The 25524-nt window shown below is 66.4% G+C and carries 21 protein-coding genes; all 21 read right to left on the bottom strand.

Features of this window, described 5'->3' with window-relative positions; genetic code table 11:
• Positions 1 to 64: 64 nt before the first annotated feature.
• Positions 65 to 3541 carry a DNA polymerase III subunit alpha gene (dnaE, locus tag N2K95_RS06295; RefSeq protein WP_260653753.1) on the bottom strand — a complete coding sequence of 1159 codons (3477 nt, stop codon included), beginning with the start codon at positions 3539 to 3541 and terminating at the stop codon, positions 65 to 67.
• 146 nt (positions 3542 to 3687) lie between these two features.
• Positions 3688 to 4623 (bottom strand): RluA family pseudouridine synthase, encoded by a 936-nt coding sequence (locus N2K95_RS06290; RefSeq protein WP_255792729.1) that lies wholly within the window; start codon positions 4621 to 4623, stop codon positions 3688 to 3690.
• Complete coding sequence (gene lspA, locus N2K95_RS06285; protein WP_407080142.1) at positions 4620 to 5213, bottom strand: signal peptidase II; 594 nt, start codon at positions 5211 to 5213, stop codon at positions 4620 to 4622. The genes N2K95_RS06290 and lspA overlap by 4 nt, the downstream gene beginning before the upstream one ends.
• A 232-nt stretch (positions 5214 to 5445) precedes the next feature.
• Entirely contained in the window at positions 5446 to 6117 is a 672-nt protein-coding gene (locus N2K95_RS06280; RefSeq protein ID WP_260653365.1) for a DivIVA domain-containing protein, read from the bottom strand.
• A gap of 157 nt (positions 6118 to 6274) precedes the next feature.
• The gene (locus N2K95_RS06275) at positions 6275 to 6565 is read right to left on the bottom strand and encodes a YggT family protein (RefSeq protein ID WP_260653364.1); all 291 of its coding nucleotides are present in this window, start codon (positions 6563 to 6565) and stop codon (positions 6275 to 6277) included.
• Between the two features lie 63 nt (positions 6566 to 6628).
• Positions 6629 to 7159 (bottom strand): cell division protein SepF, encoded by a 531-nt coding sequence (locus N2K95_RS06270; RefSeq protein WP_255792736.1) that lies wholly within the window; start codon positions 7157 to 7159, stop codon positions 6629 to 6631.
• A gap of 122 nt (positions 7160 to 7281) precedes the next feature.
• The gene (locus N2K95_RS06265) at positions 7282 to 8040 is read right to left on the bottom strand and encodes a YggS family pyridoxal phosphate-dependent enzyme (protein WP_260653363.1); all 759 of its coding nucleotides are present in this window, start codon (positions 8038 to 8040) and stop codon (positions 7282 to 7284) included.
• Positions 8041 to 8085: 45 nt separating this feature from the next.
• Entirely contained in the window at positions 8086 to 8808 is a 723-nt protein-coding gene (gene pgeF, locus N2K95_RS06260; protein WP_313771189.1) for a peptidoglycan editing factor PgeF, read from the bottom strand.
• Between the two features lie 41 nt (positions 8809 to 8849).
• Entirely contained in the window at positions 8850 to 10046 is a 1197-nt protein-coding gene (gene ftsZ, locus N2K95_RS06255) for a cell division protein FtsZ (protein WP_255792738.1), read from the bottom strand.
• 333 nt (positions 10047 to 10379) lie between these two features.
• The gene (locus N2K95_RS06250; protein ID WP_260653362.1) at positions 10380 to 11363 is read right to left on the bottom strand and encodes a cell division protein FtsQ/DivIB; all 984 of its coding nucleotides are present in this window, start codon (positions 11361 to 11363) and stop codon (positions 10380 to 10382) included.
• Complete coding sequence (gene murC / locus N2K95_RS06245; protein ID WP_260653361.1) at positions 11353 to 12786, bottom strand: UDP-N-acetylmuramate--L-alanine ligase; 1434 nt, start codon at positions 12784 to 12786, stop codon at positions 11353 to 11355. The genes N2K95_RS06250 and murC overlap by 11 nt, the downstream gene beginning before the upstream one ends.
• Positions 12783 to 13892 carry an undecaprenyldiphospho-muramoylpentapeptide beta-N-acetylglucosaminyltransferase gene (murG, locus tag N2K95_RS06240; protein WP_260653360.1) on the bottom strand — a complete coding sequence of 370 codons (1110 nt, stop codon included), beginning with the start codon at positions 13890 to 13892 and terminating at the stop codon, positions 12783 to 12785. Before murG ends, murC begins: the two co-directional genes overlap by 4 nt.
• Entirely contained in the window at positions 13889 to 15220 is a 1332-nt protein-coding gene (locus N2K95_RS06235) for an FtsW/RodA/SpoVE family cell cycle protein (RefSeq protein WP_260653359.1), read from the bottom strand. Before N2K95_RS06235 ends, murG begins: the two co-directional genes overlap by 4 nt.
• A gap of 1 nt (position 15221) precedes the next feature.
• The gene (gene murD / locus N2K95_RS06230) at positions 15222 to 16787 is read right to left on the bottom strand and encodes a UDP-N-acetylmuramoyl-L-alanine--D-glutamate ligase (protein WP_260653358.1); all 1566 of its coding nucleotides are present in this window, start codon (positions 16785 to 16787) and stop codon (positions 15222 to 15224) included.
• Positions 16769 to 17872, bottom strand: a complete 1104-nt coding sequence (gene mraY, locus N2K95_RS06225; protein WP_260653357.1) for a phospho-N-acetylmuramoyl-pentapeptide-transferase — start codon at positions 17870 to 17872, stop codon at positions 16769 to 16771. Before mraY ends, murD begins: the two co-directional genes overlap by 19 nt.
• Complete coding sequence (locus N2K95_RS06220; RefSeq protein WP_260653356.1) at positions 17869 to 19374, bottom strand: UDP-N-acetylmuramoyl-tripeptide--D-alanyl-D-alanine ligase; 1506 nt, start codon at positions 19372 to 19374, stop codon at positions 17869 to 17871. Before N2K95_RS06220 ends, mraY begins: the two co-directional genes overlap by 4 nt.
• A gap of 6 nt (positions 19375 to 19380) precedes the next feature.
• Positions 19381 to 21006, bottom strand: coding sequence for a UDP-N-acetylmuramoyl-L-alanyl-D-glutamate--2,6-diaminopimelate ligase (locus N2K95_RS06215; RefSeq protein WP_407080141.1), 1626 nt, complete (start codon positions 21004 to 21006; stop codon positions 19381 to 19383).
• A gap of 22 nt (positions 21007 to 21028) precedes the next feature.
• A complete protein-coding gene (locus N2K95_RS06210; protein WP_260653355.1) occupies positions 21029 to 22810 on the bottom strand; it encodes a peptidoglycan D,D-transpeptidase FtsI family protein in 1782 nt (593 codons plus the stop codon).
• 47 nt (positions 22811 to 22857) lie between these two features.
• Positions 22858 to 23580 (bottom strand): hypothetical protein, encoded by a 723-nt coding sequence (locus N2K95_RS06205; protein ID WP_260653354.1) that lies wholly within the window; start codon positions 23578 to 23580, stop codon positions 22858 to 22860.
• The gene (gene rsmH, locus N2K95_RS06200; RefSeq protein WP_260653353.1) at positions 23580 to 24578 is read right to left on the bottom strand and encodes a 16S rRNA (cytosine(1402)-N(4))-methyltransferase RsmH; all 999 of its coding nucleotides are present in this window, start codon (positions 24576 to 24578) and stop codon (positions 23580 to 23582) included. Before rsmH ends, N2K95_RS06205 begins: the two co-directional genes overlap by 1 nt.
• Before the next feature lie 189 nt (positions 24579 to 24767).
• The gene (gene mraZ / locus N2K95_RS06195; protein ID WP_260653750.1) at positions 24768 to 25199 is read right to left on the bottom strand and encodes a division/cell wall cluster transcriptional repressor MraZ; all 432 of its coding nucleotides are present in this window, start codon (positions 25197 to 25199) and stop codon (positions 24768 to 24770) included.
• Between the last annotated feature and the right edge of the window lie 325 nt (positions 25200 to 25524).

Here is a 25524-nt window from a genome sequence, read left to right as displayed (position 1 = left end):
CCCGGCCGCGGGCCGCCGGATTGTGTCGCCCCGCGGGAGGCCCGGCCGCCGCCCTCCGCCCTGATCAGGCGTCGAGGCAGGCGGGGCCGAGCAGCACCTTCAGGTCGCCGAACAGCGACGGCGTGGGGTTCACCCGCATGTCCACGCCCAGCTTCATAACTTCGACGGTGCGTGAACCGTTGAGCCGGATCTGGACTTCCGAGGTACCCGGATGCGTCCGGAGCACATCACCCAGCTGGGAGACCACGGTTTCCGTGGCCTTGTACGTGGCCATGGAAATCACCACGGGTCCGGAGTGGCCCTCGCTGAGGTCCGGAACGGTGAGTTCCTGCGCGTTCAGCGTGACGGCGCCGTCGTCGCGGCGCTGCAGCCGGCCGCGGACCACCACAATCAGGTCTTCCGCCAGCACGGCGGCGATGGGCCCGTAGACCTGTCCGAAGAACATCACTTCCATGGACCCGGCGAGGTCCTCGATCTCGCAGCGGGCATAGGCGTTGCCGCTGTTCTTGGCAATGCGCCGCTGCAGGGAGGTGATCATGCCGGCGATGGTGACGATCGCGCCGTCGGGCGGGCCTTCCTCCCCCACGATGTTGGTAATCGAGGAGTCCGCGTGCTGGCTGAGGATGCCTTCCAGTCCCTGCAGCGGATGGTCCGAGACGTACAGGCCGAGCATGTCGCGTTCGAAGGAGAGCTTGTCCTTCTTCTCCCACTCGGGCAGGTCCGGGATGTCGATGCTGATCGAGTCTTCCGGTTCCTGGTCGGAGATGGCGGCGAAGAGGTCGAACTGGCCCACGGCCTCGTTGCGTTTGAGCACCACCACGGAGTCGATGGCTTCTTCGTGGATCATCGCCAGGGGACGCCGGGCGTGGCCCATCGAGTCGAAGGCGCCTGCCTTGATCAGCGATTCGATGGTCCGCTTGTTGCAGACCACCGCCGGGACCTTCATCAGGAAGTCCTTGAAGTTGGTGTACGCACCCTTTTCCTCGCGGGCCGCCACCATCGCCTGCACCACGTTGGTGCCCACGTTGCGGATGGCGCCCATGCCGAAGCGGATGTCCTTGCCCACTGGGGTGAAGTTCACCGAGGACTCGTTCACGTCCGGCGGCAGCACCGTGATGCCCATCTTGCGGCACTCGTTCAGGTACAGGGCCAGCTTGTCCTTGTCATCGCCCACCGAGGTGAGCAGGGCGGCCATGTACTCGGCGGGATACTGGGCCTTCAGGTAGGCGGTCCAGTAGGAGACGACGCCGTAGGCCGCGGAGTGCGCCTTGTTGAAGGCGTAGTCGGAGAAGGGCAGCAGGATGTCCCAGAGCGCCTTGATGGCCGCTTCGGAGTAGCCGCGGTCCACCATGCCCTGGTGGAAGCCGGCGTACTGCTTGTCCAGCTCCGATTTCTTCTTCTTGCCCATGGCGCGGCGGAGTATATCTGCCTGGCCCAGGCTGAACCCCGCGACCTTCTGGGCGATGGCCATAACCTGCTCCTGATAGACAATCAGGCCGTAGGTGGTGTTCAGGATTTCCGCGAGCGGTTCCTCGAGCTCCGGGTGGATCGGGGTGATTTCCTGCTGGCCGGTCTTGCGCAGGGCGTAGTTCGTGTGCGAGTTGGCACCCATGGGACCCGGCCGGTACAGGGCGATGACAGCGGAGATGTCTTCGAAGTTATCCGGACGCATACTCTTGAGCAGCGACCGCATCGGCCCGCCGTCGAGCTGGAACACGCCCAGCGTGTCACCGCTGGCAAGGAGGTCGTAGGCTTCCTTCAGGTCCAGCGGCAGGTCTTCCAGGACCAGGTCCTCGCCGCGGTTGTTCTTGATGTTCTCCACCGCGTCGGAGACGATCGTCAGGTTCCGCAGGCCGAGGAAGTCCATCTTGATCAGCCCCAGGCCTTCGCAGGTGGGGTAATCGAACTGCGTGATGACCTGCCCGTCCTGCTCGCGGCGCATGATCGGGATGATGTCGATCAGCGGGTCTGAAGACATGATCACGCCGGCGGCGTGCACACCCCACTGGCGCTTCAGGCCTTCAAGTCCCAGCGCGGTATCGAACACACGCTGGGAATCCGGGTCGGTGCGCAGCAGTTCGCGCAGCTCCTCGGCCTCCCCGTAGCGCTTGGCTTCCTTGTTGTGCACGTCGGCCAGGGACAGGCCTTTGCCCATCACGTCCGGCGGCATGGCCTTGGTCAGGCGTTCTCCGACCGAGAAGGGGTAGCCCATCACGCGGGAGGAGTCCTTCAGTGCCTGCTTGGCCTTGATGGTGCCGTAGGTGACGATCATGGCAACGCGCTCGTCGCCGTACTTCTCGGTGACGTAGTGGATCACTTCGGAGCGGCGCCGATCATCGAAGTCGACGTCGAAGTCAGGCATGGACACGCGGTCCGGGTTCAGGAAGCGCTCGAAGATCAGGCCGTGCTGCAGCGGGTCCAGGTCCGTGATGCCCATCGCGTAGGCGGCCATTGAGCCGGCGCCGGAGCCTCGGCCCGGACCGACCCGGATGCCGCTCTTCTTCGCCCAGTTGATGAAGTCGGCCACCACCAGGAAGTAGCCGGGGAAGCCCATCTGGACGATGATGCCCACCTCGTAGTTGGCACGCTGGCGCACGGCGTCGGAAATGCCGCCCGGGTACCTGCGCTGCAGGCCCGCTTCGACTTCCTTGACGAACCAGGACTCCTCGTTCTCCCCCTCCGGAGTCGGGAAGCGCGGCATGTAGTTGGCCTTGGTGTTGAACTCGACGTCGCACCGCTCGGCGATGAGCAGGGTGTTGTCGCAGGCGTCCGGGTGGTCGCGGAAGATGGCCCGCATTTCGTCCGGGGACTTGAGGTAGAACTCGTCGGCGTCGAATTTGAAGCGCTTGGGGTCCGCCAGAGAGGAACCGGACTGCACGCACAGCAGCGCCGCGTGCGCGGAAGCGTCTTCGGCGTGGGTGTAGTGCAGGTCGTTGGTGGCCACCAGGGGCAGCTGCAGCTCGCGGGCCAGCTTGATCAGGTCCGCCTGGACGTTGCGTTCGATGTCCAGGCCGTGGTCCATCAGCTCGCAGAAGAAGTTCTCCGGCCCGAAGATGTCGCGGAAGTCCGACGCCGCCTGCACGGCTTCCTTGTAGAGGCCCAGGCGCAGCTTGGTCTGGACTTCCCCGGAGGGGCAGCCGGTGGTGGCGATCAGGCCCTTGCCGTAGGTCTGCAGCAGGTCCCGGTCCATGCGCGGCTTGTACAGGTAGCCTTCCAGCGAAGCCAGGGAGGACATCCGGAAGAGGTTGTGCATACCCTCGGTGTTCTCGGCCCACATGGTCATGTGGGTGTAGGCGCCGGCGCCGGACACATCGTTCCTGCCGCCGTCGCCCCACTTCACGCGGGTCTTGTCCCTGCGTGCCGTACCGGGCGTCAGGTAGGCCTCCACGCCGATAATCGGTTTGATGCCGGCGCTGCGGGCCTTGTTCCAGAAGTCGAAGGCGCCGAACACGAAGCCGTGGTCGGTGGTCGCCAGGGCGTTCATGCCCAGCTCGTCGGCGTGGCTGAACAGATCTGTCAGCCGGGCAGCCCCGTCGAGCATCGAATATTCGGTGTGGTTGTGAAGATGGACAAACGATTTCGACGTACTAGTTGCTGAAGCCACCTGTACATTCTAGGCCCCGGCGCCCGGCGCGCCGGACGCCGCCGCGCCGGGCTGCCCAGCGTGTGCCGCGGCTCTCCGGCGGACTAAACCTCGCCGCTGCGCAGGGCGTCGACGGCGTACTGCAGGTCCTGCGGGTACTGGCTGGTGTACTCCACGTACTCCCCTGTGGCGGGGTGGGTGAAGCCCAGTTTCCGGGCGTGCAGCCACTGCCGGGTCAGCCCCAGCTCGGCGGCCAGCTTGGCGTCCGCACCGTACGTCAGGTCACCGGCGCAGGCATGGCGCAGCGCGGAGAAGTGGACGCGGATCTGGTGGGTGCGGCCCGTCTCCAGGTGCACCTCGACCAGTGAGGCCTTGCCGAACGCTTCCAGCACCTCGTAGTGCGTCACCGACGGACGGCCGCCCTCCACCACAGCGAAACGCCAGTCGTAGCCGGGGTGCCGTCCGATCGGGGCGTCGATGGTTCCCTTCAGCGGATCGGGCAGGCCCTGGACCACTGCGTGGTACATCTTGTCCACCGTGCGTTCCTTGAACGCCTGCTTCAAAAGCGTGTACGCGTGCTCGGTCTTGGCAACCACCATGACACCGGAGGTGCCGACGTCGAGCCGGTGGACGATGCCCTGGCGTTCGGGGGCGCCGGAGGTGGAGATCCGGTAGCCGGCCGCGGCCAGCGCGCCCACCACCGTGGGTCCTACCCAGCCGGGCGAGGGATGCGCGGCCACGCCGACGGGCTTGTCGATCACCACAAAGTGCTCGTCGTCGCCCAGGATCAGCAGGTCATCCACCGGCTCGACGACGACGGCCAGCGGGTCCCGCTGCTCGGGGACGTCCGCGGTGATTTCCTGCCCGGCGCGCAGCTTGTCTGATTTCGTCAGCACCTTGCCGTTGGAACTGAAGTAACCGTCTGTGCACCAGGTGGCCGCAACGGAACGGGAGACGTCAAGCAGGCCTGCCACTACGGCGTCGGCCCGCTTGCCGTCGGCTTCCTCGGGGACTGCAAAAACTGCGTGGAGCTCATTCATCGTGTTGCCTCGTCGTCATTTTGCTGCTGGGCGGAATCTGTCTTGCCGGACGGGATGCGTACCCCGTCCATGCCGATTCCGCGCAGGGTCAGCAGGCAGACAAGAATCACGCCGCAGACGACGCAGGAATCGGCAATATTGAAAATCGCGAAATTAGGGAAGGCGATAAAGTCCACCACGTGGCCCTGGCCGAAGGACGGTTCGCGGAACAGCCGGTCGGTCAGGTTGCCCAGGGCACCGCCGAGCACCAGGCCCAGGGCCGTTGCCCAGGCCAGGGAACGCACCCGGAACATGAGGTAGATCAGGAAGCCGGAGACAAGCACCATGATGATCGTGAAGACCCAGGTGTAGTCGGTGCCGATCGAAAACGCCGCCCCGGGGTTGCGGATGAAGTGCCAGCGCAGGACCGGAGGCAGGACGTCGGTCACCTGGCCCTCGGTCATGGTCCGGACCACCCAGAATTTGGTGAGCTGGTCAAGGACGACGGCGGCGGCGGCGGCGGCAAGCATGATGAACGCCGGCACGCCCCTGCGGGCGCGGCCGCGTCCGGGTCCGGTGCTGTCCGGGGTCTGCGGTGAGGAAGGAGTCATGGTGCTTTCATGATGGGAATACCGGCGGGAGTCAGGGTGCAGGCGTGCATTGCGGGTGGAATCGGAAGCCATGCGGAAAACCTAAGGGCCGGTGGCCGGGGTGACCCGGCCGCCGGCCCTTAGGTATTGTCAGTCAGCTTCTGCGCTGCCTGTTTTCTGCATTGTTCAACTTCTGAATCGCTGCCTGTACATCAGTTTAACCGATTCTCCAGGCGAGCTGAGCCGGAGGCAGTTACGCGTCGGCCGTTTCGGAGGCTACGGAACCGCGTGCATCCAGGTCACGCAGCTGGCCTTCGATGTAAGCCTTCAGGCGTGAACGGTAGTCCCGCTCGAAGCCGCGCAGCTGCTCGACCTTGCGTTCCAGGACAGCCTTCTGCTGCTCCAGGGTGCTGAGGATCTTGCGGCTCTTCTCCTGCGCATCGGTGACGAGTCCGCTGGCTTCGATCTGCGCTTCGGCGATGATCTTGTCGCGCTGCTCAATGCCGGCACCGACGTAGTCGTCGTGCATCTTCTGTGCCATGGCCAGGATGCCTGCTGCGGTCTCCGTGTTGCTGACGGCGGGGGCCGGAGCCGGTTCGGGCTTGGCCTCGACGGGCGCCGGAACCTCTTCAACGACCGGGGCTTCAACCTTTGCCTCGGGCTCGGGCTTGGCCTCTTCCGGAACCTTCTCGACCTTCGGGGCAGCAGCCACCGGAGCCGGGACGGAGTCTGCCGACGCGGCGGCGGATCCTCCGGCTGCGGCCGCAGCCAGCTGGCTGCGGAGGTCTTCGTTTTCCGAGTTCAGCCGGCGCAGTTCGACCACGATCTCGTCGAGGAAGTCATCGACTTCGTCCTGGTCATAGCCTTCCCGGAACTTGGTCGGCTGGAACCGCTTGTTGACAACATCTTCTGGCGTCAGAGCCATCTGGTCACCTCATACTGGATTATAAGATTCGCCTGCCAGTCAAGCAGGCGGTTCTACGTAGAGAATTACGGACATACAAAAATGCAGGGTTGTATTCGGCTTCACACTATATCGTTTGGTTTCCGAAAACTAACCGGACCCTGCGGCGCCGGCAGCGCTAGCGCGCGACCCCGATGACGACCTGCGTGAGGATTGAAACGAGGATAAACAGGACCAGGAATGCCAGGTCCAGCGCCACTCCTCCGAGGCGGAGCGGCGGAATGATGCGCCGCAGCAGGCGGACGGGCGGGTCGGTGACACCGTAGACGCCCGTGGCGAGCAGCAGTGCGGGACCCTTGGGCCGCCACTGACGCGCAAACATCTGCACCGCGTCGTAGACAATCCGCAGAATAAGTGCGAGCTGGAAAAGCACCAGCACCAGGTATACCAGGGGAAGAATGATATTCACGCGCAGGGTTTCATTTCCGGAAGTCGGTCGGCAGCCCCCGCGGCCCGTTGGTACGGGGCCACGTTAGCTCTGGTTGAAGAAGGTGGACTGCGATTCACTAATCTTCTTGTCGTCGCCCAGGACTTCAACATAGGAAGGCGAGAGCAGGAAAACCTTGTTGGTGACACGCTCAATGCTACCGCGCAGGCCGAAAACGAGGCCGGCGGAGAAGTCTACGAGCCGCTTGGCGTCTGCTTCTCCCATGTCGGTGACGTTCATGATGACGGGGATGCCGTCGCGGAAGCTTTCACCGATGATCTTGGCGTCGTTGTAGGACCGGGGGTGGACGGTCGTGATCTGACGCAGGCCCGACACGTCCTCGCGGGACGACGGTGCACGCTTGATGGGTGTCACGGGTGCGCGGTACTCCTCAACTGCATTGCGGACGACGGGGGCGGGAGCCGCCTCCGGCGCCTCTTCATCGGGCTCATGGACGGGAGCAAAGTCTTCCTCCCGGGCAGGGGCTTCCCGCAGGTGCCGCTGTTCGGACTCGTAGTGCTCGTCACCATCGGCGAGCCCAAGGTAGATCATTGTCCTGCGCATTGCGCCAGCCATGGTTGCTCCTCATAATCCTTCAACGCCTAGCTGCCCGTTACTGTACTGGTACTGCATTGTTACTGCATCTGCACGGTACAAACGGTGCTGCGCGGCGGCTGTCTGGTGTTCGTACTTTGACGCTACCGTACCTGCGGTCGCGGGCCCAGAACATCGGACCCGATCCGCAGGTGTGTCGCCCCGTGGGCCGCGGCGGCCTCGAGGTCTGAACTCATTCCGGCGGAGATGCTCCGTGCCCCGGGATGGTCGGCCTGCAGGTGCTCCGAGAGCTTCCCCAGGTGTGCGAAGGCTTCGCCCGCGTCCCCGCCCAGGGGCGCCACGGCCATCAGGCCGGACAGCACCAGGCCCGGGGTTCCGGCTACGGCTTCGGCAAGGCGCGGAAGATCCGCAGGCAAGGCTCCCCCTCGTCCGGGGTCTGCGGCCCTCGCGGGGTCCGCGCGCAGGTCCACCTGCAGGAAGCAGTGCAGGTCGGGGCGGGCGGGCAGCCCTCCTCCCCCGCGTCGCCGCTGCTCCGCTGCCATGGCCTTGCCGAGGGCGGCCACGAGGGAAAGGCGGTCCACGGAGTGGACGGAGGCGGCGTAGCGGACCACGGACTTGGCCTTGTTGGACTGCAGCTGGCCGATGAAGTGCCAGTTCAGGCCCAGTTGCGCCAGCTCCGCGGCTTTCGCTGCGGCTTCCTGGTCCTTGTTTTCGCCGACGTCGCGCACGCCGAGTCCGGCGAGGATCTCGACGTCGGACGCCGGGAAGTACTTGGTGACCACAATCAGGCGCGGCTCCGCGGTCCCGGCGGGGCGGTCGGCCGCAGCGATGCGGTCCCGGACGCGCTGAAGCCGGTCCCGAAGCTCGTCGGCCCGGGAAGGAAATTCGGAGAGTGAAGTCATGGTCTTTCCATTATCCCCGGCCGCTGCGGTGGATCCGCCGCAGGGTCAGGGGCGCTGCCAGATCAGGCCGGCAAGGCGTCCGGTTGCCGGGTCCCGGCGGTGGGAGAACAGATCCTCGTTCTCCAAGGTGCAGCCCGCAACGCGCTCCACGGCCACCCCCAGGTCCTCGAGCTGCGCCTGCGCCCCCGCCGGAAGATCAAGGGCGGGCGTGCCGCTGCGGGTGGTGGCCGCCGTAGCCGGCAGCAGGGCAGCGGATTCGGCCTGCATGTCCGCGGGCACCTCGTAGCATTCCCCGCAGACGCAGGGGCCAATCCACGCCCGGATACCGGTTCCGCCGGCGGCCCGTATCCGGTCCACGGCTTCGGGCAGGATGCGATCCAGCAGGCCGCGGCGGCCGGCGTGGACAGCGGCCGTGACAGGCACTCCGTCCGCACGGGTGCCGGCCAGCAGGACGGGCACGCAGTCGGCCACCATGACTGCGAGGGGTGCAGAGCCATCGGTGCTGATCAGTCCGTCGGCGGTGGGGGCTCCACAGTCCGGATCGGCGGCCTCTGCCACCACAGCGGAGTGGATCTGGTTCATGAACCGCAGGGAACCGGCAGCCACGCCCATCTGAGCCTCGAGTGCGGCCCGCCGCTGCAGGACCGCCGCCGGATCATCGCCGACATGCAAAGCGAGGTTGCCCGCGGATGTATTCGTGAAGGCCACCTGCAGGTTGTCGCCAACCTGCCGGTGCCACCAGAACATCCGGGACAACCCCGCTGCCATGCTCAGCTGCTCTTACTCTGCTGTTTCGCCGATCCGTCTTCCTACTTCAGGAAGTCGGGCACATCCAGGTCATCCGGACGGCCGGTGGACAGATCGGATTCGACGACGGCCGGAAGGTCGATGTCGAAGCCGGCGTCGGCCGGGACGTCACTCTGCTGGCGGGACCGCTGCGACCAGGCAGACAGGCCTGCGGAAGCCGGAGCGGCAGCACCGAAGCCGCCTGCAGCCGCTGCCGAGGCAGGCGGTGCGGCGGGTTCAGCGGGCTTGTGCTGTGCAGGCTGCGAGGTGACATCCACCTGGTCGAAGCCTGCTGCGATGACGGTAACCCGTGCTTCGTCGCCCAGGGCGTCGTCAATGACGGCGCCGAAGATGATGTTGGCTTCGGGGTGGGCAACTTCCTGCACCAGGCGTGCAGCCTCGTTGATCTCGAACAGGCCGAGGTCGGAGCCGCCCTGGATGGACAGCAGCACGCCGTGCGCGCCGTCGATCGAGGCTTCGAGCAGAGGAGAAGCTATTGCCAGCTCGGCGGCCTTGACGGCACGGTCCTCGCCGCGGGCCGAACCGATACCCATGAGGGCCGAACCGGCGCCCTGCATCACGGACTTGACGTCCGCGAAGTCGAGGTTGATCAGGCCCGGAGTGGTGATCAGGTCGGTAATGCCCTGGACACCGGAGAGCAGGACCTGGTCCGCGGAGCGGAAGGCGTCCAGCATGGAGACGTTGCGGTCGCTGATGGAGAGCAGGCGGTCATTCGGGATAACGATCAGCGTGTCGACTTCGTCGCGCAGCGTATCGATACCGGATTCGGCCTGGTTGGAGCGGCGCCGGCCTTCGAAGGTGAAGGGGCGCGTCACAACGCCGATGGTCAGCGCGCCGAGCGAACGGGCGATCCGGGCAACAACGGGAGCGCCGCCGGTACCCGTGCCGCCGCCTTCGCCTGCGGTGACGAAGACCATGTCCGCGCCGCGGAGGACTTCCTCGATCTCCTCGGCGTGGTCCTCGGCGGCCTTGCGGCCCACCTCGGGATCAGCGCCGGCGCCCAGGCCGCGGGTGAGTTCGCGTCCGACGTCGAGCTTGACGTCGGCGTCGCTCATCAGCAATGCCTGTGCATCGGTGTTGATGGCGATGAACTCCACGCCGCGGAGGCCTACATCGATCATCCGGTTTACGGCGTTCACGCCACCGCCGCCGATGCCGACGACCTTGATGACGGCCAAGTAATTCTGCGGTGCTGCCACGTCCTGTGTCCCTTGTTCGAATCTCTGCAACTTTATGTTTTCTACAACTGCGTGTTTCCTGCACAACTGCCTGCGTTCAGCAGCTGCGTATGTTCCTGCGAACCGGCCTTGCCTTCAGACCGGTTCCCGGCCGCCGGCACCCCCGCGGTCCCCAGCGGAATCCTGGGGTCCCGCCGGACGCCCGGCCGAAAACCTTGAACCAACAAAACCCTAACCCTCAACTTGAGGGTTATAGTTATGTCAAGTAATCCATTACTTGGAACGCTATGGGGCCAGCGCCGCTTCCGCAAATACCGGACCCGCGTGTCGGCTTAATCTTTCCTCACGCACCGGTCAACGTGTGACCGGGCGCTCGGGAGTGCTGACATCGTAGACCTGCACCGGCGGATCCGACGGTTCCATCTTCAGGAGCGCTTCAAGCACCCGCGCCTTAGCCTCGTTGGCATCGGCACTCCCCCAGAATACTGTCTGTCCGCTGTTGAGTTTCAGCTCGACCGAATCCACTGTCTGGGCGGAGGCGTTCTCCAGCCGTGCCAGCACCTCCGGCGGCAGCGCCGCCAGCACCGCCGTGATGCTGGGGAAGACCTTCGCATTGACGGCTTCGCCGCCGCCGGCAATCAGCGGCAGCGGCACCGCAGCCCGGTCCGGCGCAGCCGCCAGCCGGCGTCCCTCTTCATCGATGAGGACATGTCCCCCGCCCTCCTGCAGCACTGCTACGGGAATGCGTTCGGTTACCTTGACCACCAGGGTGGAAGGGGGCTGGGCCGCCACCTCGACCTTTTCGATTTCCGGACGGTCTTTCAGCAGGTCTTCCACATCGGCGTCGGAGATGGTGGGCAGGGTCTGCCCCTTGAGCGGTTCCAGTGCCGCTTCGGCCTGCGCACGCGGCAGCAGCGAGGTTCCCTCGACCTCCACCGTCTTCAGGGCCAGCATCGGCGAGAAATACAGCAGGACAAAAAACAGCGCCGTGGCGAGCAGGGCGGACCCGACCGTGATCCAGGCGATCCTCCGCCGCCGGCGGGCCGGCGGTTCCGGGAATGCCAGGACCGTTCCGGCGGTGTCTGCGCCGCTGCCGGACGGTGCCGGAGATGCGCCGGCCGCCCGCGGGGCCCCCGCTGCGCGGGCCGCGGCCCTGGGGGCTGCCGCAGCGGCGGACTTCCCGGAGGACTTTCCGGCGGGCTTCCCGATGGGCTTCCCGGTGGACTTGCCGGCCGTGCTGCCTGCGGATCCGGCCGCGGGGGCTAAATCTTCCGGGTCGAGGGCACGGGTGGCCGTGATGGTCTCGTCGCCGCTCCCCGGGCGCTTCCTACCGGGCATCGGCAGCGTTCCCGGCGGAGGCGGCCGAGCGGGCCGGAACGGCTGCCAGCCGGGCCACCAGTTCGGAACCGAGGCCGGTGACGTCGCCGGCTCCGACGGTCAGGATGATGTCGCCGGCGTCGGCGGCGTCAGCAACCTGCGCCACTGCCTGGTCCGTGGTGCCGGCATAACCGCCCGGAACGTGCAGGCGGGAGGTGATCAGCTCACTGGTCACGCCCTCGATGGGATCTTCCCGGGCCGGGTAGATGTCCAGCACGGTGGCGGTGTCGGCGAGGTCGAGTGCTGCGGCGAACTCCGCTGCAAAACTGCGGGTCCGGCTGAACAGGTGGGGCTGGAACAAGACGTGCACCCGGTGCGCGCCGGCAACGGTGCGGGCCGCTTTCAGCGCGGCGTTTACTTCGGTGGGGTGGTGGGCGTAGTCGTCGAAGACCTGCACGCCGCGGGCGGCGCCGCGGGACTCGAAGCGCCTGGCTGCGCCGGAGAACGTGCCCAGCCCTGCGGCGGCCACCTCGGGATCAACACCCAGTTCCAGGGCGACGGCAAAGGCCGCAGCGGCATTCAGGATGTTGTGAGCGCCGGGAACCTGCAGGACCAGCTGCACCTGCGCCTTCCGCCCGTCCACCGCGAAATGCAGTGTGCTGGTCGAACCGGCACCCTCCGGGCGGGTATCCGAGACGCGGATGTCCGCCCCTTCGGTGTAGCCGTAGGTGGCTGCGCGGACGTCCGGGCAGCGTTCAACGAGGCTGACCGCACCGGCGTCGTCCGCGCACGCCACAAGGAGCCCCTCGGGCGGCAGCAGCGCCGTGAAGGCGTCGAAGGAGGCAAAGACCGCTTCCTCGGTGCCGTAGTGGTCCAGGTGGTCAGCCTCGACGTTGGTGACCACGCTGATGCGCGGGTTGTAGTTCAGGAAGGAACCGTCGGACTCGTCGGCTTCGGCCACAAAGACGGGCCCGGCGCCGTGCGCGGCGTTGACGCCAAGGGCGGCAACATCCCCGCCGATGGCGAAGGACGGATCCAGTCCGGCCTCGCGCAGCATGACGGTGATCATGGCCGTGGTGGTGGTTTTGCCGTGGGTGCCGGCCACCGCCACCAGGTCCTGTTCGCCCATGGCCGCGGAGAGCGCGACGGAGCGGTGGATGATCCGCAGTCCGCGGGACCGCGCCCGGGCCAGCTCGGGGTTCGTCTCGCGGATGGCCGTGGAGACAACCACGGTGTCCGCATCCGCAACGTGGGCGGCGTCGTGCCCCACGAACACCGCGGCGCCCAGCGCTTCAAGGGCACGCAGTCCCGGAGAGTCCTTGGCATCGGATCCGGAGACCGGGATGCCCTGGGCGAGGAGCACCCGGGCCACGGCCGACATGCCGGCGCCGCCGAGGCCGATGAAGTGGACCTGTCCCAGATCGGATGGATTCAGCCGGTTCATGCCTTTGACCTATCGCTTGCTTCGAGGATGAATGCAGCCATCCGGGAGTCCGCGTCGCGGATGCCCAGCGCCGCCGACGCCTTCGACATCGCGTCGAGGGCCGTCGGATCGGCCAGCAAAGGTATCAGCCTTTCGGAGATCCAGTCGGCTGTGAAGAGGGAATCGGCAACCGTCAGTGCTCCGCCCGCAGCTACGAGGGCTTCTGCGTTGAGGGCCTGCTCGCCGTTGCCGTGCGGCAGCGGAACCAGGACGGCGGGAAGCCCGACTGCGCTGATTTCACAGACCGTCCCTGCCCCGGAACGGGCCAGCAGCAGGTCCGCGGCCGCGTAGGCCTGTTCCATGCCGTCGATGTACTCCACCTGCGTATAGCCGCGGGCCGCAATCGGTTTTCCGCCGGCATCCAGCAGGGACTTGCCGCGGCCGGTGATGTGCAGCGTCTGGATACCCGCAGCGGCCAGCGCCGGAAGGGCCTGCTCCACGGCACGGTTGATGCTCGCGGCGCCCGAGGAGCCGCCGGTCACCACCAGCGTGGGCCGGTCCTGCTCGAGCCCCAGCGCCGACCGCGCCGCACCCCGTGCCGCGGCCCGGTCCAGCGAGGAGATTTCCCGGCGCATCGGCATGCCCACCCACGTTGCCCGCGGCAGGTTTGTGGACTCGAAGGCCACCCCGGTGACCGCGGCGAAGCGCGCGCCCACGCGGTTGGCCAGGCCCGGACGGGCGTTGGCCTCGTGCACGATCACCGGCAGCGAGCGGCGCCGCGCCGCCAGGTACACCGGAGTGGAAACGTAGCCGCCCACGCCTACGACGACGTCGGCCTGCGCCGAGTCCAGGATCTCCCCGGCCTGCCGCACGGCACGCACCAGGCGCGCCGGCAGTTTCGCCAGGTCCGCAGAGGGCCTGCGGGGCATGGGTACCCGGTCAATGGTGGCCAGCTCATAACCCGCTGCCGGTACCAGCCGTGTTTCCATCCCCGAGGCGGTCCCCACTACGGTGATGCGGGCGTCGGGGCGGCGTGCTTTCACGGCATCTGCGACGGCCAGGAGCGGACTGATGTGCCCGGCGGTGCCGCCTCCGGCCAGGACTACGGACAGGGAATGCTGCGTCATGGAGCTGTTGGTTCACTTTCGGGGATTTTGCGGGCAAAGGAAAGCAGGACGCCGACGGCGGCGAGCGTGAAGGTCAGGGATGATCCGCCGTAGGAAATGAACGGCAGCGGAACACCGATGACGGGCAGCAGCCCGGTCACCATGGCAATGTTCACGGAAGCCTGGCCGATGATCCAGACCAGGATCGCGCCGCAGACAATGCGGATGAACGGATCGGTGTGGCGCATGGTGACCCGTACCGTGGCGATGGCGAGGACCGCGAAGAGGCTGACCACCACGAGTGTGCCCAGCAGCCCGAATTCTTCGCCGATGATGGCGAAGATGAAGTCATTGTGCGCTTCCGGGATCCAGTTCCATTTCTGCCGGCTCTGTCCGATGCCGAGCCCCAGCCAGCCGCCGGAAGCCAGCGCGTACATGCCGGCGTTGGCCTGGTCGCAGAGGCCCGTGCTGCAGTCCAGCTGCAGCCAGGCACTGATGCGGCTGGAACGGTTGCTGCTGACGAGGGACATCAGCACCGCACCGACTCCTGCGCCCGCGGCCAGGACGCCCAGGAAGCGCAGCGGTGCACCGGCGAAGAACAGGGCGGCGACCATGATCATGCCCATCACGATCACCGTACCGAGGTCGCTGCCGAGCATGACCAGCAGGATCAGGATTCCGCCGCCGGGAACCACCGGGATCAGTGCGTGCTTCCATTCGGTGATCAGCCGGCCCTTCATGGACAGGACCGCCGCGAACCAGATGGCCATGGCCAGCTTTGCGGCTTCTGAGGGCTGTCCGGTGATGGGACCGATCTCGATCCAGTTCTTATTGCCGTTGACTTCCTTGCCGATCACCAGCACCAGGACGAGCAGGATGAAGGCAAGGGCGTACAGGAACCAGGCGAGGGCGCGGTAGTGCGACGGGCCCAGCCGTGACAGTCCCAGCATGGCGAGGACGCCTGCTGCGGCGAACATGGCCTGCTTCAGGAACAGGTCGAAGGTCGTGGCGGCTCCGGCGTCGCTCCCGGCGGCAGCGGCGATGGACTCGACCGAGGAGGCCGAAAGCACCATCATCAGGCCAATGGCGGTCAGGGTCAGGGTGGCACCGAGGATCATGTAGTAGCTCGATCCGGTGGCGCTGCGTCCGCTTCCCTCCAGGAGGACGAGGAAACGCTCCACGAACGACGCCGGTTTGGCCGGCCGTTTCGCGGCGTACGGGCGAGCGGGCGCCGCCTTTGTCCCGGTTCCGGGACCGGCTTTCACCTCGCCCGTGCCGTTGCCGGCTGTGGCCGCGGGGTTCCGGCGCAGGACCGGCTTGCGTTTGCTGCCGGTGGGCGTGGTGACCAATCTAGGGCTCCTTTGGAGTCTGTGCCTGTCCCGGTGCCTGCTGTTCGCTCACATACCCCGCAACGGCTTCGATGAAAGCCTCGCCGCGGTGGGCGTAGGAAGTGAACTGGTCCATGGAAGCTGCTGCCGGAGCCATCAGCACGGTGTCTCCGGCTTCGGCCACGGCAGCCGCCGCAGCGACTGCCCGGACCATGATTTCTTCGGCGCTAGTGACGGACGCCGCGGGCTGCTGGTCCCCAGTCTGCTCCCCCAGTGCGTGGATGACCGGCACATCGGGTGCGTGTTGCGCCAATGCTGCCTGCAGTTCGGCACTGTCGGCGCCGATCAGGACCACTGCCTTGAACCGGCCGCGGTGTTCGGCCACCAGGTTGTCGTAGCTGACGCCCTTGGACAGGCCGCCGGCAATCCAGACCACGCTGGTGAACGCAGCCAGCGACGCCGACGCGGCGTGCGGGTTGGTCGCCTTCGAGTCATTGACCCAGAGGATGTCGTTGAGGCGGGCCACCGGCTGGATCCGGTGGTCTCCGGGCGAATAGGCGCGCAGTCCGTCCCGCACCGCAGCCGGTTCGACGCCGAGGGCACGCACCAGCGCGGCCGCGGCAAGGGCATTGGCGACCATGTGGCGGGGGGCGTACTCCCCCAGGTCGGACATGGCCGCAAGTTCGGCGGCCGAGTCCTTGCGCTGTTCAATGAAGGCGCGGTCCACGAGCAGTCCTTCGACCACTCCGACCATGCTCACGGCCGGCACGCCGGTGGTGAAGCCGACGGCGCGGCAGCCTTCCACTACGTCGGCTTCCTCGACCATGTGCTCGGTCTCGTACTGTTCGGCGTTGTAGATGCAGGCGACCTGCGTGTTTTCGTAGATCTTGGCCTTGTCGGCCAGGTAGGCATCGTAGGAGCCGTGCCAGTCCACGTGGTCTTCGGCGATGTTCAGGCACACGCTGGCCAGCGGGGAGATGGAGTGCGTCCAGTGCAGCTGGAAGCTGGACAGCTCCACGGCAATGGCGTCATAGCCTTCCGGATCCCGGATCGCGTCCAGGATCGGGGTGCCGACGTTGCCGGCGGCAATCGCGCGCAGCCCGGCGGCCCGGAGCATGCTTTCGGTCATGGACACCGTGGTCGTCTTGCCGTTGGTGCCGGTGATGGCCAGCCACTGGGCCGTCTTCCGGCCCTCGCGGATGCGCACCCGCCAGGCCAGTTCGACGTCGCCCCAGACGGGAACGTCCGCCGCTGCGGCCGCTGCCAGCACCGGGTGGGTGGGCCGGAAGCCCGGGGAGGTTACGACGAGGTCGGGGGCCGCGCCGTCGACCTGCGGAAGCCCGGCCACGGCGTCGGCACCCAGCAGGATGTCAGCGGCGCCGACAATGCGGAGGGTGTCCGCCTTGGCCCGGTTTTCCTCGGTGTCCCTGGCGTCCACCACCACTACCCGGGCGCCGAGTTCAACCAGCGTGTCGGCAGCGGAAAAACCGGAGAGGCCGATGCCGGTGACCACTACGCGCAGTCCGGCCCAGTCGGCGTCCCAGGTGGTCAGTTCATCGAGGGGCGCGCTCACAGTGCCACCACCCATTCGGCGTAGAAGATGCCCAGCGCCACGGCGACGCAGAGACCGGCGATGATCCAGAACCGGACCACCACGGTGACCTCGGCCCAGCCCTTGAGCTCGAAGTGGTGCTGCAGCGGTGCCATCTTGAAGACGCGTTTGCCGCCGCTGAGCTTGAAGTAACCCACCTGGATGATGACGGAGAGCGTGATGATCACGAACAGGCCGGCAAGGATCACCAGCAGCAGTTCGGTCCGGGAGAGGATGGCGAAGGCGGCAATCGCACCGCCGATGGCGAGCGAACCGGTATCGCCCATAAAGATCTTCGCCGGCGAGGTGTTCCACCAGAGGAACCCGATCAGCGCGCCGGCCATTGATCCGGCCAGCAGGGCCAGGTCCATCGGGTCGCGGACCTCGTAGCAGACGCCCCCGGCGTCTGCCGAGCCGCAGCTCTGGTTGTACTGCCAGATCCCGATCAGGAAGTAGGCGCCGAACACCAGCACGGAGGCACCCGCAGCGAGGCCGTCGAGGCCGTCTGCGAGGTTCACGCCGTTGGTGGTGCCGGTGATGATGACCAGCGACCAGATCACGAACAGGATCGCGCCGATCACGGTGCCCGCGAAGGCTAGATCGAAGTTGGTGTCGCGGATGAAGGACACGGCGGTGGACGCCGGGGTCCGTCCCTGCTCGTTGGGGAACTGCAGGGCCAGCACGGCAAAGGTAATGCCCACCACGGCCTGCAGGATGATCTTCGCCTTGGCGTTCAGGCCGAGGCTGCGCTGTTTGGAAATCTTGGTGTAGTCGTCAATGAAGCCGACCATGCCCATTCCCACGGTGAGCAGCAGGACCAGCAGGCCGGACGCCGTCGGGCTGAAGGACCCGAAGCCCAGCATGCCGCTGATGAGGTGGGTCAGGAAGTACGCAGCCACCACCGAGGCCACAATGACGGCGCCGCCCATGGTGGGCGTGCCGCGCTTGGTGTGGTGCGAGGTGGGGCCGTCGTCGCGGACGAACTGGCCGTAGCCTTTCCGCACCAGGAATCGGATGAACAGGGGTGTTCCGGCAAAGGCGAAGACCAGAGCCAGCGAAGACCCTACAAGCAGGGAGATCACAGGTTGTCTCCTCCGGTCCCTTCGGTGCGCGCCGGCCCGGAGGCCGGATCAGTTGCTGCGGACGGTGGTACAGGGGTCAAGGCTATCCGATCGCCGAGGAAGCGCAGGGCCGCCCCGTTGGAGGATTTGAACAGGACAAGATCGCCGGGGGCCAGGGATTCTTCGAGGATGCGCTCGGCATCCTCGGCGGTCTCCACGAAGGTGGATTCCTCGCCCCATGAGCCTTCCATGACCGCGCCGGTGTGCATGGCGCGGGCACCGGTGCCGACAACGATGAGTTTGGAAATATTCAGCCGGACGGCGTAGCGGCCGATGGCGTCGTGTTCGGTGACGGCATCGTCGCCGAGCTCCAGCATTTCGCCCAGCACAGCCCAGGTACGTCGTTCCCGGCCGAGCTCGGCGAGGGTACGCAGTGCGGCACGCATGGATTCCGGGTTCGCGTTGTAGGCGTCATTGATGACGGTGACGCCGTCGGCGCGGTCGGTGCGCTCCATGCGCCAGCGGCTGGCCGCGGCACGGCCGGAAAGCCCCGCGGCGATCTGTTCGCCCGGAATCCCGGCGGCATAGGCTGCAGCGGCGGCGGCCAGGAGGTTCGCCGTGTGGTGGGCGCCGATGAGCCCGGACCGAATCTCGTGCCGGCTGCCGTCGGGCAGCAGCAGCGTGAAGACCGGCCTGCCCTCGGCGTCGGTGCGTGCGTCCAGGGCGCGGACGGCGTTCTTTGCGCCGTGCGCTTCCTCGGGCGAGGAGGTGAAGTACAGGACGGGTGCCTCGGTGCGCTCCGCCATCGCTGCAACGCGGATATCGTCGGCGTTGAGGATGGCGGTCCCGCCGGCCGGGAGCGACTCCACGAGTTCACCCTTGGCGACGGCGATGTTGTCCACGCCGCCGAACTCGCCGGCATGTGCGGATCCGACGAAAAGGACGACGCCGATGTCGGGCTGCACCATCTCCGCCAGGTAGCGGATGTTGCCGATGCGGGTGGCACCCATTTCCATCACGAGGTAGCGGGTGCCGTAGCCGGCCGTGAACACGGTCAGCGGGAGGCCCACTTCACCGTTGTAGGAACCCACCGGAGACACGGTGGGACCGGCTTCGGCCAGCACGCCGGCCAGCAGGTCCTTGGTGGTGGTCTTTCCCGCGGATCCGGTGATGCCGATGACGGTCAGCTCGCCGTGTGCCCGGAGCCGGCGGACGATCTCCGCGGCAAGGGTGCCCATGGCAAGGACAACGTCGGGAACCATCACGGCCGGGTAGGGGATCCCGGCGTCGTCGGACACCGGCCGCTCGACCAGTGCCAGCATGGCACCGCGCGCGAAAGCCGCGTCCACGAACAGGTGGCCGTCGGAGTTCTCACCGGGCTTCGCGATGAACAGCGATCCCCGGACGATCTCGCGTGAATCCGTGGTGGCGGAAGTCACGACGATACCCGGAGTCTGTGCGGCCGGGCCGATCAGCTCGCCGCCTGTAATTGCCGCTATTTCGGCTGCATTAAGTTCAATCATGACGACTTAGGACTCTACCCCGTCGCTGGAAAGGGCAGTGAATCCGTATCTTGTCAAAGCCCTGCGCAGCTCCACCCGGTCATCCAGGGCAAGGTTCTCCCCCATGACCTCCTGCCACACTTCATGGCCGCGGCCGGCCACGAGGACGGTGTCCTGCGGACGGGCCAGTTCCACGGCACGGTCGATGGCAGCGGCCCGGGGGGCCACTTCCTCGATGACACACGCGAGGGCTTCACCGGTCCGTGCGGCTTCGGCGCCGCGCAGGACATCGGAGCGGATGGCTGCGGCGTCCTCGCCGTGCGGGTCGTCGTCGGTGACAACGACGACGTCGGCGCCGCGGGCTGCGATGGCCCCCATCAGCGGGCGCTTGGTCTGGTCCCGTTCGCCGGTGGCGCCGAAGACGATGATGACGCGGGCGTCGCTGTCGGGACGGCGCACGGAGGCCAGGGTGCGGCTCAGCGCATCGGGGTTGTGAGCAAAATCAACGATGGCTGCCGGTTCTTCACCGATCAGCTGCATGCGGCCGGGCACCTCGACCGTAAACGGGTCGCCGGCGTCCAGGGCCCGCTGCACGTCGTCTGCGGGGACGCCGGAGGCCAGCACCATCAGGGTGGCCAGCGCGGCGTTGGAGACGTTGAACGTGCCGGGCAGGGCCGTGGAGACCCTCAGCTGCTTCCCCTCCGGGCCGCGGAGGAGGAAGCTGTGCCCGAGTCCGCGGGGCTCGATGCCGGTGACGGACCAGTCCGCGCCGCGTGCGGTGCCGTCGGTAGCAAGGGTCAGGACGGGCACCCCGGCCCGGGCTGCCATTCTGGCTCCCCATTCGTCGTCGACGGTGACAACGGCCCGGCGGGCACGGTCAGGCTGGAAGAGTGCTGCCTTGGCGGCGAAATACTCCTCCATCGACCCGTGCAGGTCCAGATGGTCCTGCGTGAGGTTGGTGAATCCGGCGACGTCGAAGCGGACCCCGTCCACGCGGCGGTAGGTGATCGCGTGGGAGGACACCTCCATGGTGGCGGCGTCCAGGTTCCGTTCGCGCATCAGCGCCAGCAGCCCGTGCACCTGCGGTGATTCCGGTGTAGTCAGGACACTCGGAATGGCTTCGCCGCCGGCAAGGATCTCGATCGTGCCGATCAGCCCCGTGGTGCGCCCGAGTGCCTGCAGCAGCGAGTTCACGAAGTAGGAGGTGGTGGTTTTGCCGTTGGTGCCGGTGATGCCGAACAGGGTGGGACGGGGGCCCTCCGCCGGGACACTGTTGAAGACGGCTGCGGCCAGCGGCCCCACCAGCCGGCGGACATCCCCGGCCACGAAGACCGGGATCTGCAGGCCGGCCAGGTGTTCCAAGCCGGCTGCGTCGGTCAGGACCGCGGCCGCACCCGAAGCCTGCGCTGCAGACGCGAAACGGGCGCCGTGGTGCCGTGCACCGGCTACGCCGACGTACAGGTCTCCGGGGAGCACCTCCCGGGAATTGATGGTCAGCCCTGAAAGCCGGGTCTCCCAGGCTGATTCCGCCGTTCCCGCAGCCGGCGCAACGTCCTGCAGGTCCGCCGGCAGTGCCTGTACCGCGGCACGCACGGTGACCGGCTCCACGGCACCTGGACGGAGACCGGATCCGGCGGGGGAATTTTCACTTATTGGCACTTCAATGCTCCAGGAATTAGTACTCAATGGGGTAGGTCTCAGGCTCACCGGTGGAGGGCGGCACGTTGTTGCTGACGAGCGCCTGTTCCATGACCTTCTGGAAGGACTGGCCCGGAATGATGTAGTAGAGGTCGCCCTGGGGCCGCTGGAGGGTCACCACAACCACGTACTTCGGATCATCCATGGGTGCAATACCAGCATAAGAGAGCGTGGAGCCTGAATAGCCGCCGTTCGGCCCCGGAGCTTCAGCCGTGCCCGTCTTGGACCCGACCCGGTACTGCTTCAGGGCGCCGGTTTTGCCGGAACCGTCCTTGGTAACGGTCTCCATCATGTGCTGGACCTGCTCGGCGGTCTCCTCCGAGACAACCCGCGTGCCCGGTTCCTTCTCGACGGGCTCCTCGGTGCCGTCTTCCGTGATGACGGAGTCAATGATGCTCGGCTGGATGCGCACGCCGTCGTTGGCGATGGTCTGGTAGACGCTTGCCGTGTGCAGGGCGGTCTGGGTGAGGCCCTGGCCGAACAGCACGGTGTACTGCTGCCGGCCGTCCCAGTTTTCCGGCGCAGGAAGGAGACCGGCGGTCTCGCCGTTCAGTCCGACATTAAGGGGCTTGCCGATGCCGAATTTCTGCAGCCAGTCGTACCGCTCCTGCGGGGTCAGCTGCTGCCCGATCTGCACCGTTCCGGTATTCATGGACTTCGCCAGAATCCCGGAGGCGGTCATCTTGACCGTCCCGTGTTCGAAGGCATCCTTGAAGGTCTGGCCGTCGACGGTATAGGTGGAATCCAGCTCGAACCGTGATTCCGGGGTGGTGAGGCCCTGCTCAATGGCAGCCGCCATGGTGATGACCTTGGTGGTGGACCCCGGTTCGAAGGAATCGGTCACGGACCGGGCCTTGCGGGAGTCCGCCGGCGTTGCCCCCGGGTTGTTGGGGTCGACCGTGGTGGATTCCGCCAGCGCGATCACCCGCGCGGTGTCCGCCTCCATGACCACGATGTTGCCCCATTCGGCTTCATATTCATCCACCTGGGCGGCAATCGTCTGCTGGGCGAACCACTGCAGGTCCTGGTCAATGCTCAGCTTGATGGACTGCCCGTCATGGACGGGGACGTCCTCATTCGTGGCGTACGGGATGCGGATACCGTCGCCGCCGATTTCGTAGGTCTTGCTGCCGGCCTCGCCGGCGAGGATCTCATCCTGCGTCAGCTCCAGGCCTTCCTGCGCCCCCTCGGTGCCGAGGAATCCGACAATGGAACCTGCCACGGCGCCGGAGGGATAGGTCCGCAGGGTGGTCCGGTCCGCGTAGACGCCGGGGAACTTTACCGCGAGGACCTTCTCCTTGATTTCGGGAGTGACGGTCTTGGCAACGAAGTTGAAGCCCTTCTCCCCCAGCAGTGCCGAGCGGAGGGTTTCAGGATCCTGTCCGAGGATGGCCGCCAGTTCCCCGAAGGCCTGGTCGAACGTCACGTCCTGGAGCTTGCCCTCGGCGTCGCGGCGCTTGAATTCCCCGCCGATGTCCTGTGAGAGGCGCTGGTCCACGACAATGTCGAACCGCTCCACGCTTCGGGCCAGGTAATTGCCCTTGGAATCGAGGATGCTGCCGCGCAGCGCCGGTACGCTGACCGTCACGAGCCGGTTGTCCACGGCGCTCTGGGCCATGCCGTCCGGATCAATCGCCTGGACATGGAAAAGCCGGACGCCCAGTGCCACAAGCAGCACGAGGGCAAGGATCAGACCGGTACGCAGCCGTCCGGTAACAATAGCCACCCTGTGGTTGTCCGGGCCGGATGTTTTTGCCACAACGTGTCCTCGTTTTGCCTGAATTTCTGGGAACTGCCTAGCTTGGGTCAGTAATCGCTTAGCTGCCCGGGTGCGGGGATGGTCCCGCCGTTAAGCTCCCCTTCGGGGACGGCGTCGGGAGCCTGTACCTGCGTCTCCACGGGCGCCTCCACCGGCGCCTCGACCGGGGCCAGGGCGGCCGCTTCGGCTGCTTCGCGTGCAGCTTCTTCTTCCTCCAGCGCCCTCACCGTATCCTGCGGTTCCGCGGGAACCGCAGCCGGCGCCGGCATGACCGGCTGGTTGAGGACATTCGGCGCGCCGATCAGAAGTTCCGCGGGCTCGCCTTCCTTGGCGGCCTCGGGGCTGCCGGTCACGGCCAGTGTCTTGAGGTCAATGGTGCCGAAGCTCGGGGAGGAAACCATGCCGAGGTCCACGGCAGCTGCGGCCAGGACCTGGGGTGCCTGGTGGTTTTCGATGTCCTGGGTCAGGGCTTCGTTGCGCTGGGCCAGTTCCGCTTTCTGGCTCTGCAGCTGCACCAGTTCATACTGGCCGCTCGACACCGAGATATTGAGCAGCAGGACGGAGGCCAGCCCCAGCACGAGCGCTGCGAAGCAGAAGATGGCAAAGGGGGCGCGCCTGCGGCGCGAGGCAGCAGGCACCAGCGACAACGGAGTGCGCCGCCGGACGGGGGCGGGTGTCTCCGCATCCCAGTCGAGGGCCCGCGCCGTATTGCCTACGACGGCGTTCGACGCCACGGTGTTGAATCGAGCCGATGGCCGACGTTCACTCATTATTTCCAGGCCCCATCCATGGGTTTGCGGATTCGTTCTACTGCGCGGAGCTTTGCTGAGGCTGCACGGGGATTTTCTGCGATTTCCTCGTCCGTAGGCACCTCGGTGCCCTTGGTCAGCCTCTTGAGCTGGGCCTTGTGTTGTTCAAGTTCAACGGGGAAACCCTTAGGGGCGGAGGAGGCTGCGCCGGCGGCGAAGATGCCCTTGACAATCTTGTCCTCCAGCGAGTGGTAGGACATCACCACCACGCGTCCGCCCATATTCAGCACGGACAACGATGCCGGGATGGCCCGTTCGAGGACATCCAGTTCCTCGTTGACCTCGATCCGCAGCGCCTGGAAGGTCCGTTTCGCCGGATGCCCGCCGGTGCGGGCGGCGGCTGCCGGGACAACGCCGCGGATAGCTTCGACCAGTTCACCGGTAGTAGTAAAGGGCTTGGCGGCACGCGCTGCAACGATGGCCGATGCGATCCGGCCGGCGAATTTCTCCTCGCCCCACTTCCGGATGATGCCCACCAGTTCGGCTTCGCTGTAGGTGTTCACGACGTCGGCAGCCGTACGTCCGCGGCTGGTGTCCATCCGCATATCCAGGGGCGCGTCGTAGGAGTAGGCGAAGCCCCGGTCCCGCTCGTCGAGCTGCAGCGAGGAAACGCCGAGGTCAAACAGGGCTCCGTCGATGCCGTCAAACCCAAGATCGGCTACGACTTCTGCTATTTCGTCATACACCGCGTGGACCAGGTCGATGCGGTCCGCAAAGGGCTCCAGCCGTTCGCCGGCCAGTGCCAGCGCCTGGCGGTCCCGGTCGATACCGATCACATGGAGCCGGGGAAAGCGCTGCAGCATGGCTTCGGTGTGCCCGCCCATGCCGAGAGTGGCATCTACGACCACCGCACGGCCGTGGTCGGCAACGGCGCTTTCAATGGAAGGAGCCAGGAGATTGATGCAGCGGTCGCGCAGCACCGGAACGTGCCGTTCCTCGGTGGGGCGCTCTTCGCTCATCTAAGGCTTCCTTTGCGTACATAGTGGTGTTTGCCTTGCGGCGCGGCTCTGCAATCAGACCCCCATCCGCGCCTCACCGCTGTGCTCCGCCTGGCTCCGGGGAAGGGAAGCCAGGTGGGCCGTGCGGTGGGGCGGCGGGAGATCTCATTACAGACCCGGCCCCGGTTGGCCCCATGCGGGCCGGTACTGCTAGAAAATCCCGGGAATCGCGTCTTCATCCGTTTCCGAAAACGCGGTTTCCTGTTCTGCCAGGTAGTTCTGCCAAGCGGTTGCGTCCCAGATCTCGGCCCGCGTGCCGGCGCCGATGACGACCAGTTCGCGTCCGAGTCCTGCATACGACCTCAGTGCCGGAGGGATGGTTACCCGCCCCTGCTTGTCCGGAACTTCATCAGAGGCCCCGGACAGAAAGACCCGAATGTAGTCACGCGCCTGGCGGGAGGAAAGTGGAGCTTCCCGCATTTGGTCGTGGACCCGTTCGAATTCCTTCCGGCTGAAGACGTAGATGCAGTGCTCCTGGCCCCTGGTCAAGACCAGGCCGTCGGCCAGTTCCTCGCGGAATTTAGCCGGCAGAATCAGCCTCCCCTTCTCATCCAAACGCGGTGAATGTGTTCCTAGGAACATCACGCACCGCCCTGTCTGATTGGGGGTAAACCCCTCGAGTACCGCCCCTACCCTCTTATGTCCCCCACTTTACTCCACTTCCCTCCACAGTCAACGTCCACGCCGGTTATATTCCCGGCGCGTCGGACCGGAAATCCGCATGCTGGTGCGGTTGCCTGCCGGTGGAGGACAGTGGAGGGGAAAATACTCCCGCCGGGGACCCGGGCAACGGCGTCCGGACTGGCCCCGGGCACAAAAAAGGACCCGCCGAAGCGGATCCGTTTTTGAAACTTATCAGCCTGCCGGACGGCCGTCATGTGCGGTCAGGCAATGCCGGCCCTAAGTC

It is taken from the genome of Arthrobacter zhaoxinii, from assembly GCF_025244925.1.
GTDB lineage: Bacteria > Actinomycetota > Actinomycetes > Actinomycetales > Micrococcaceae > Arthrobacter_B > Arthrobacter_B zhaoxinii.
Note: the sequence above shows the minus strand (reverse complement) of the source record. Positions and strands in the feature narration are given on the sequence as shown.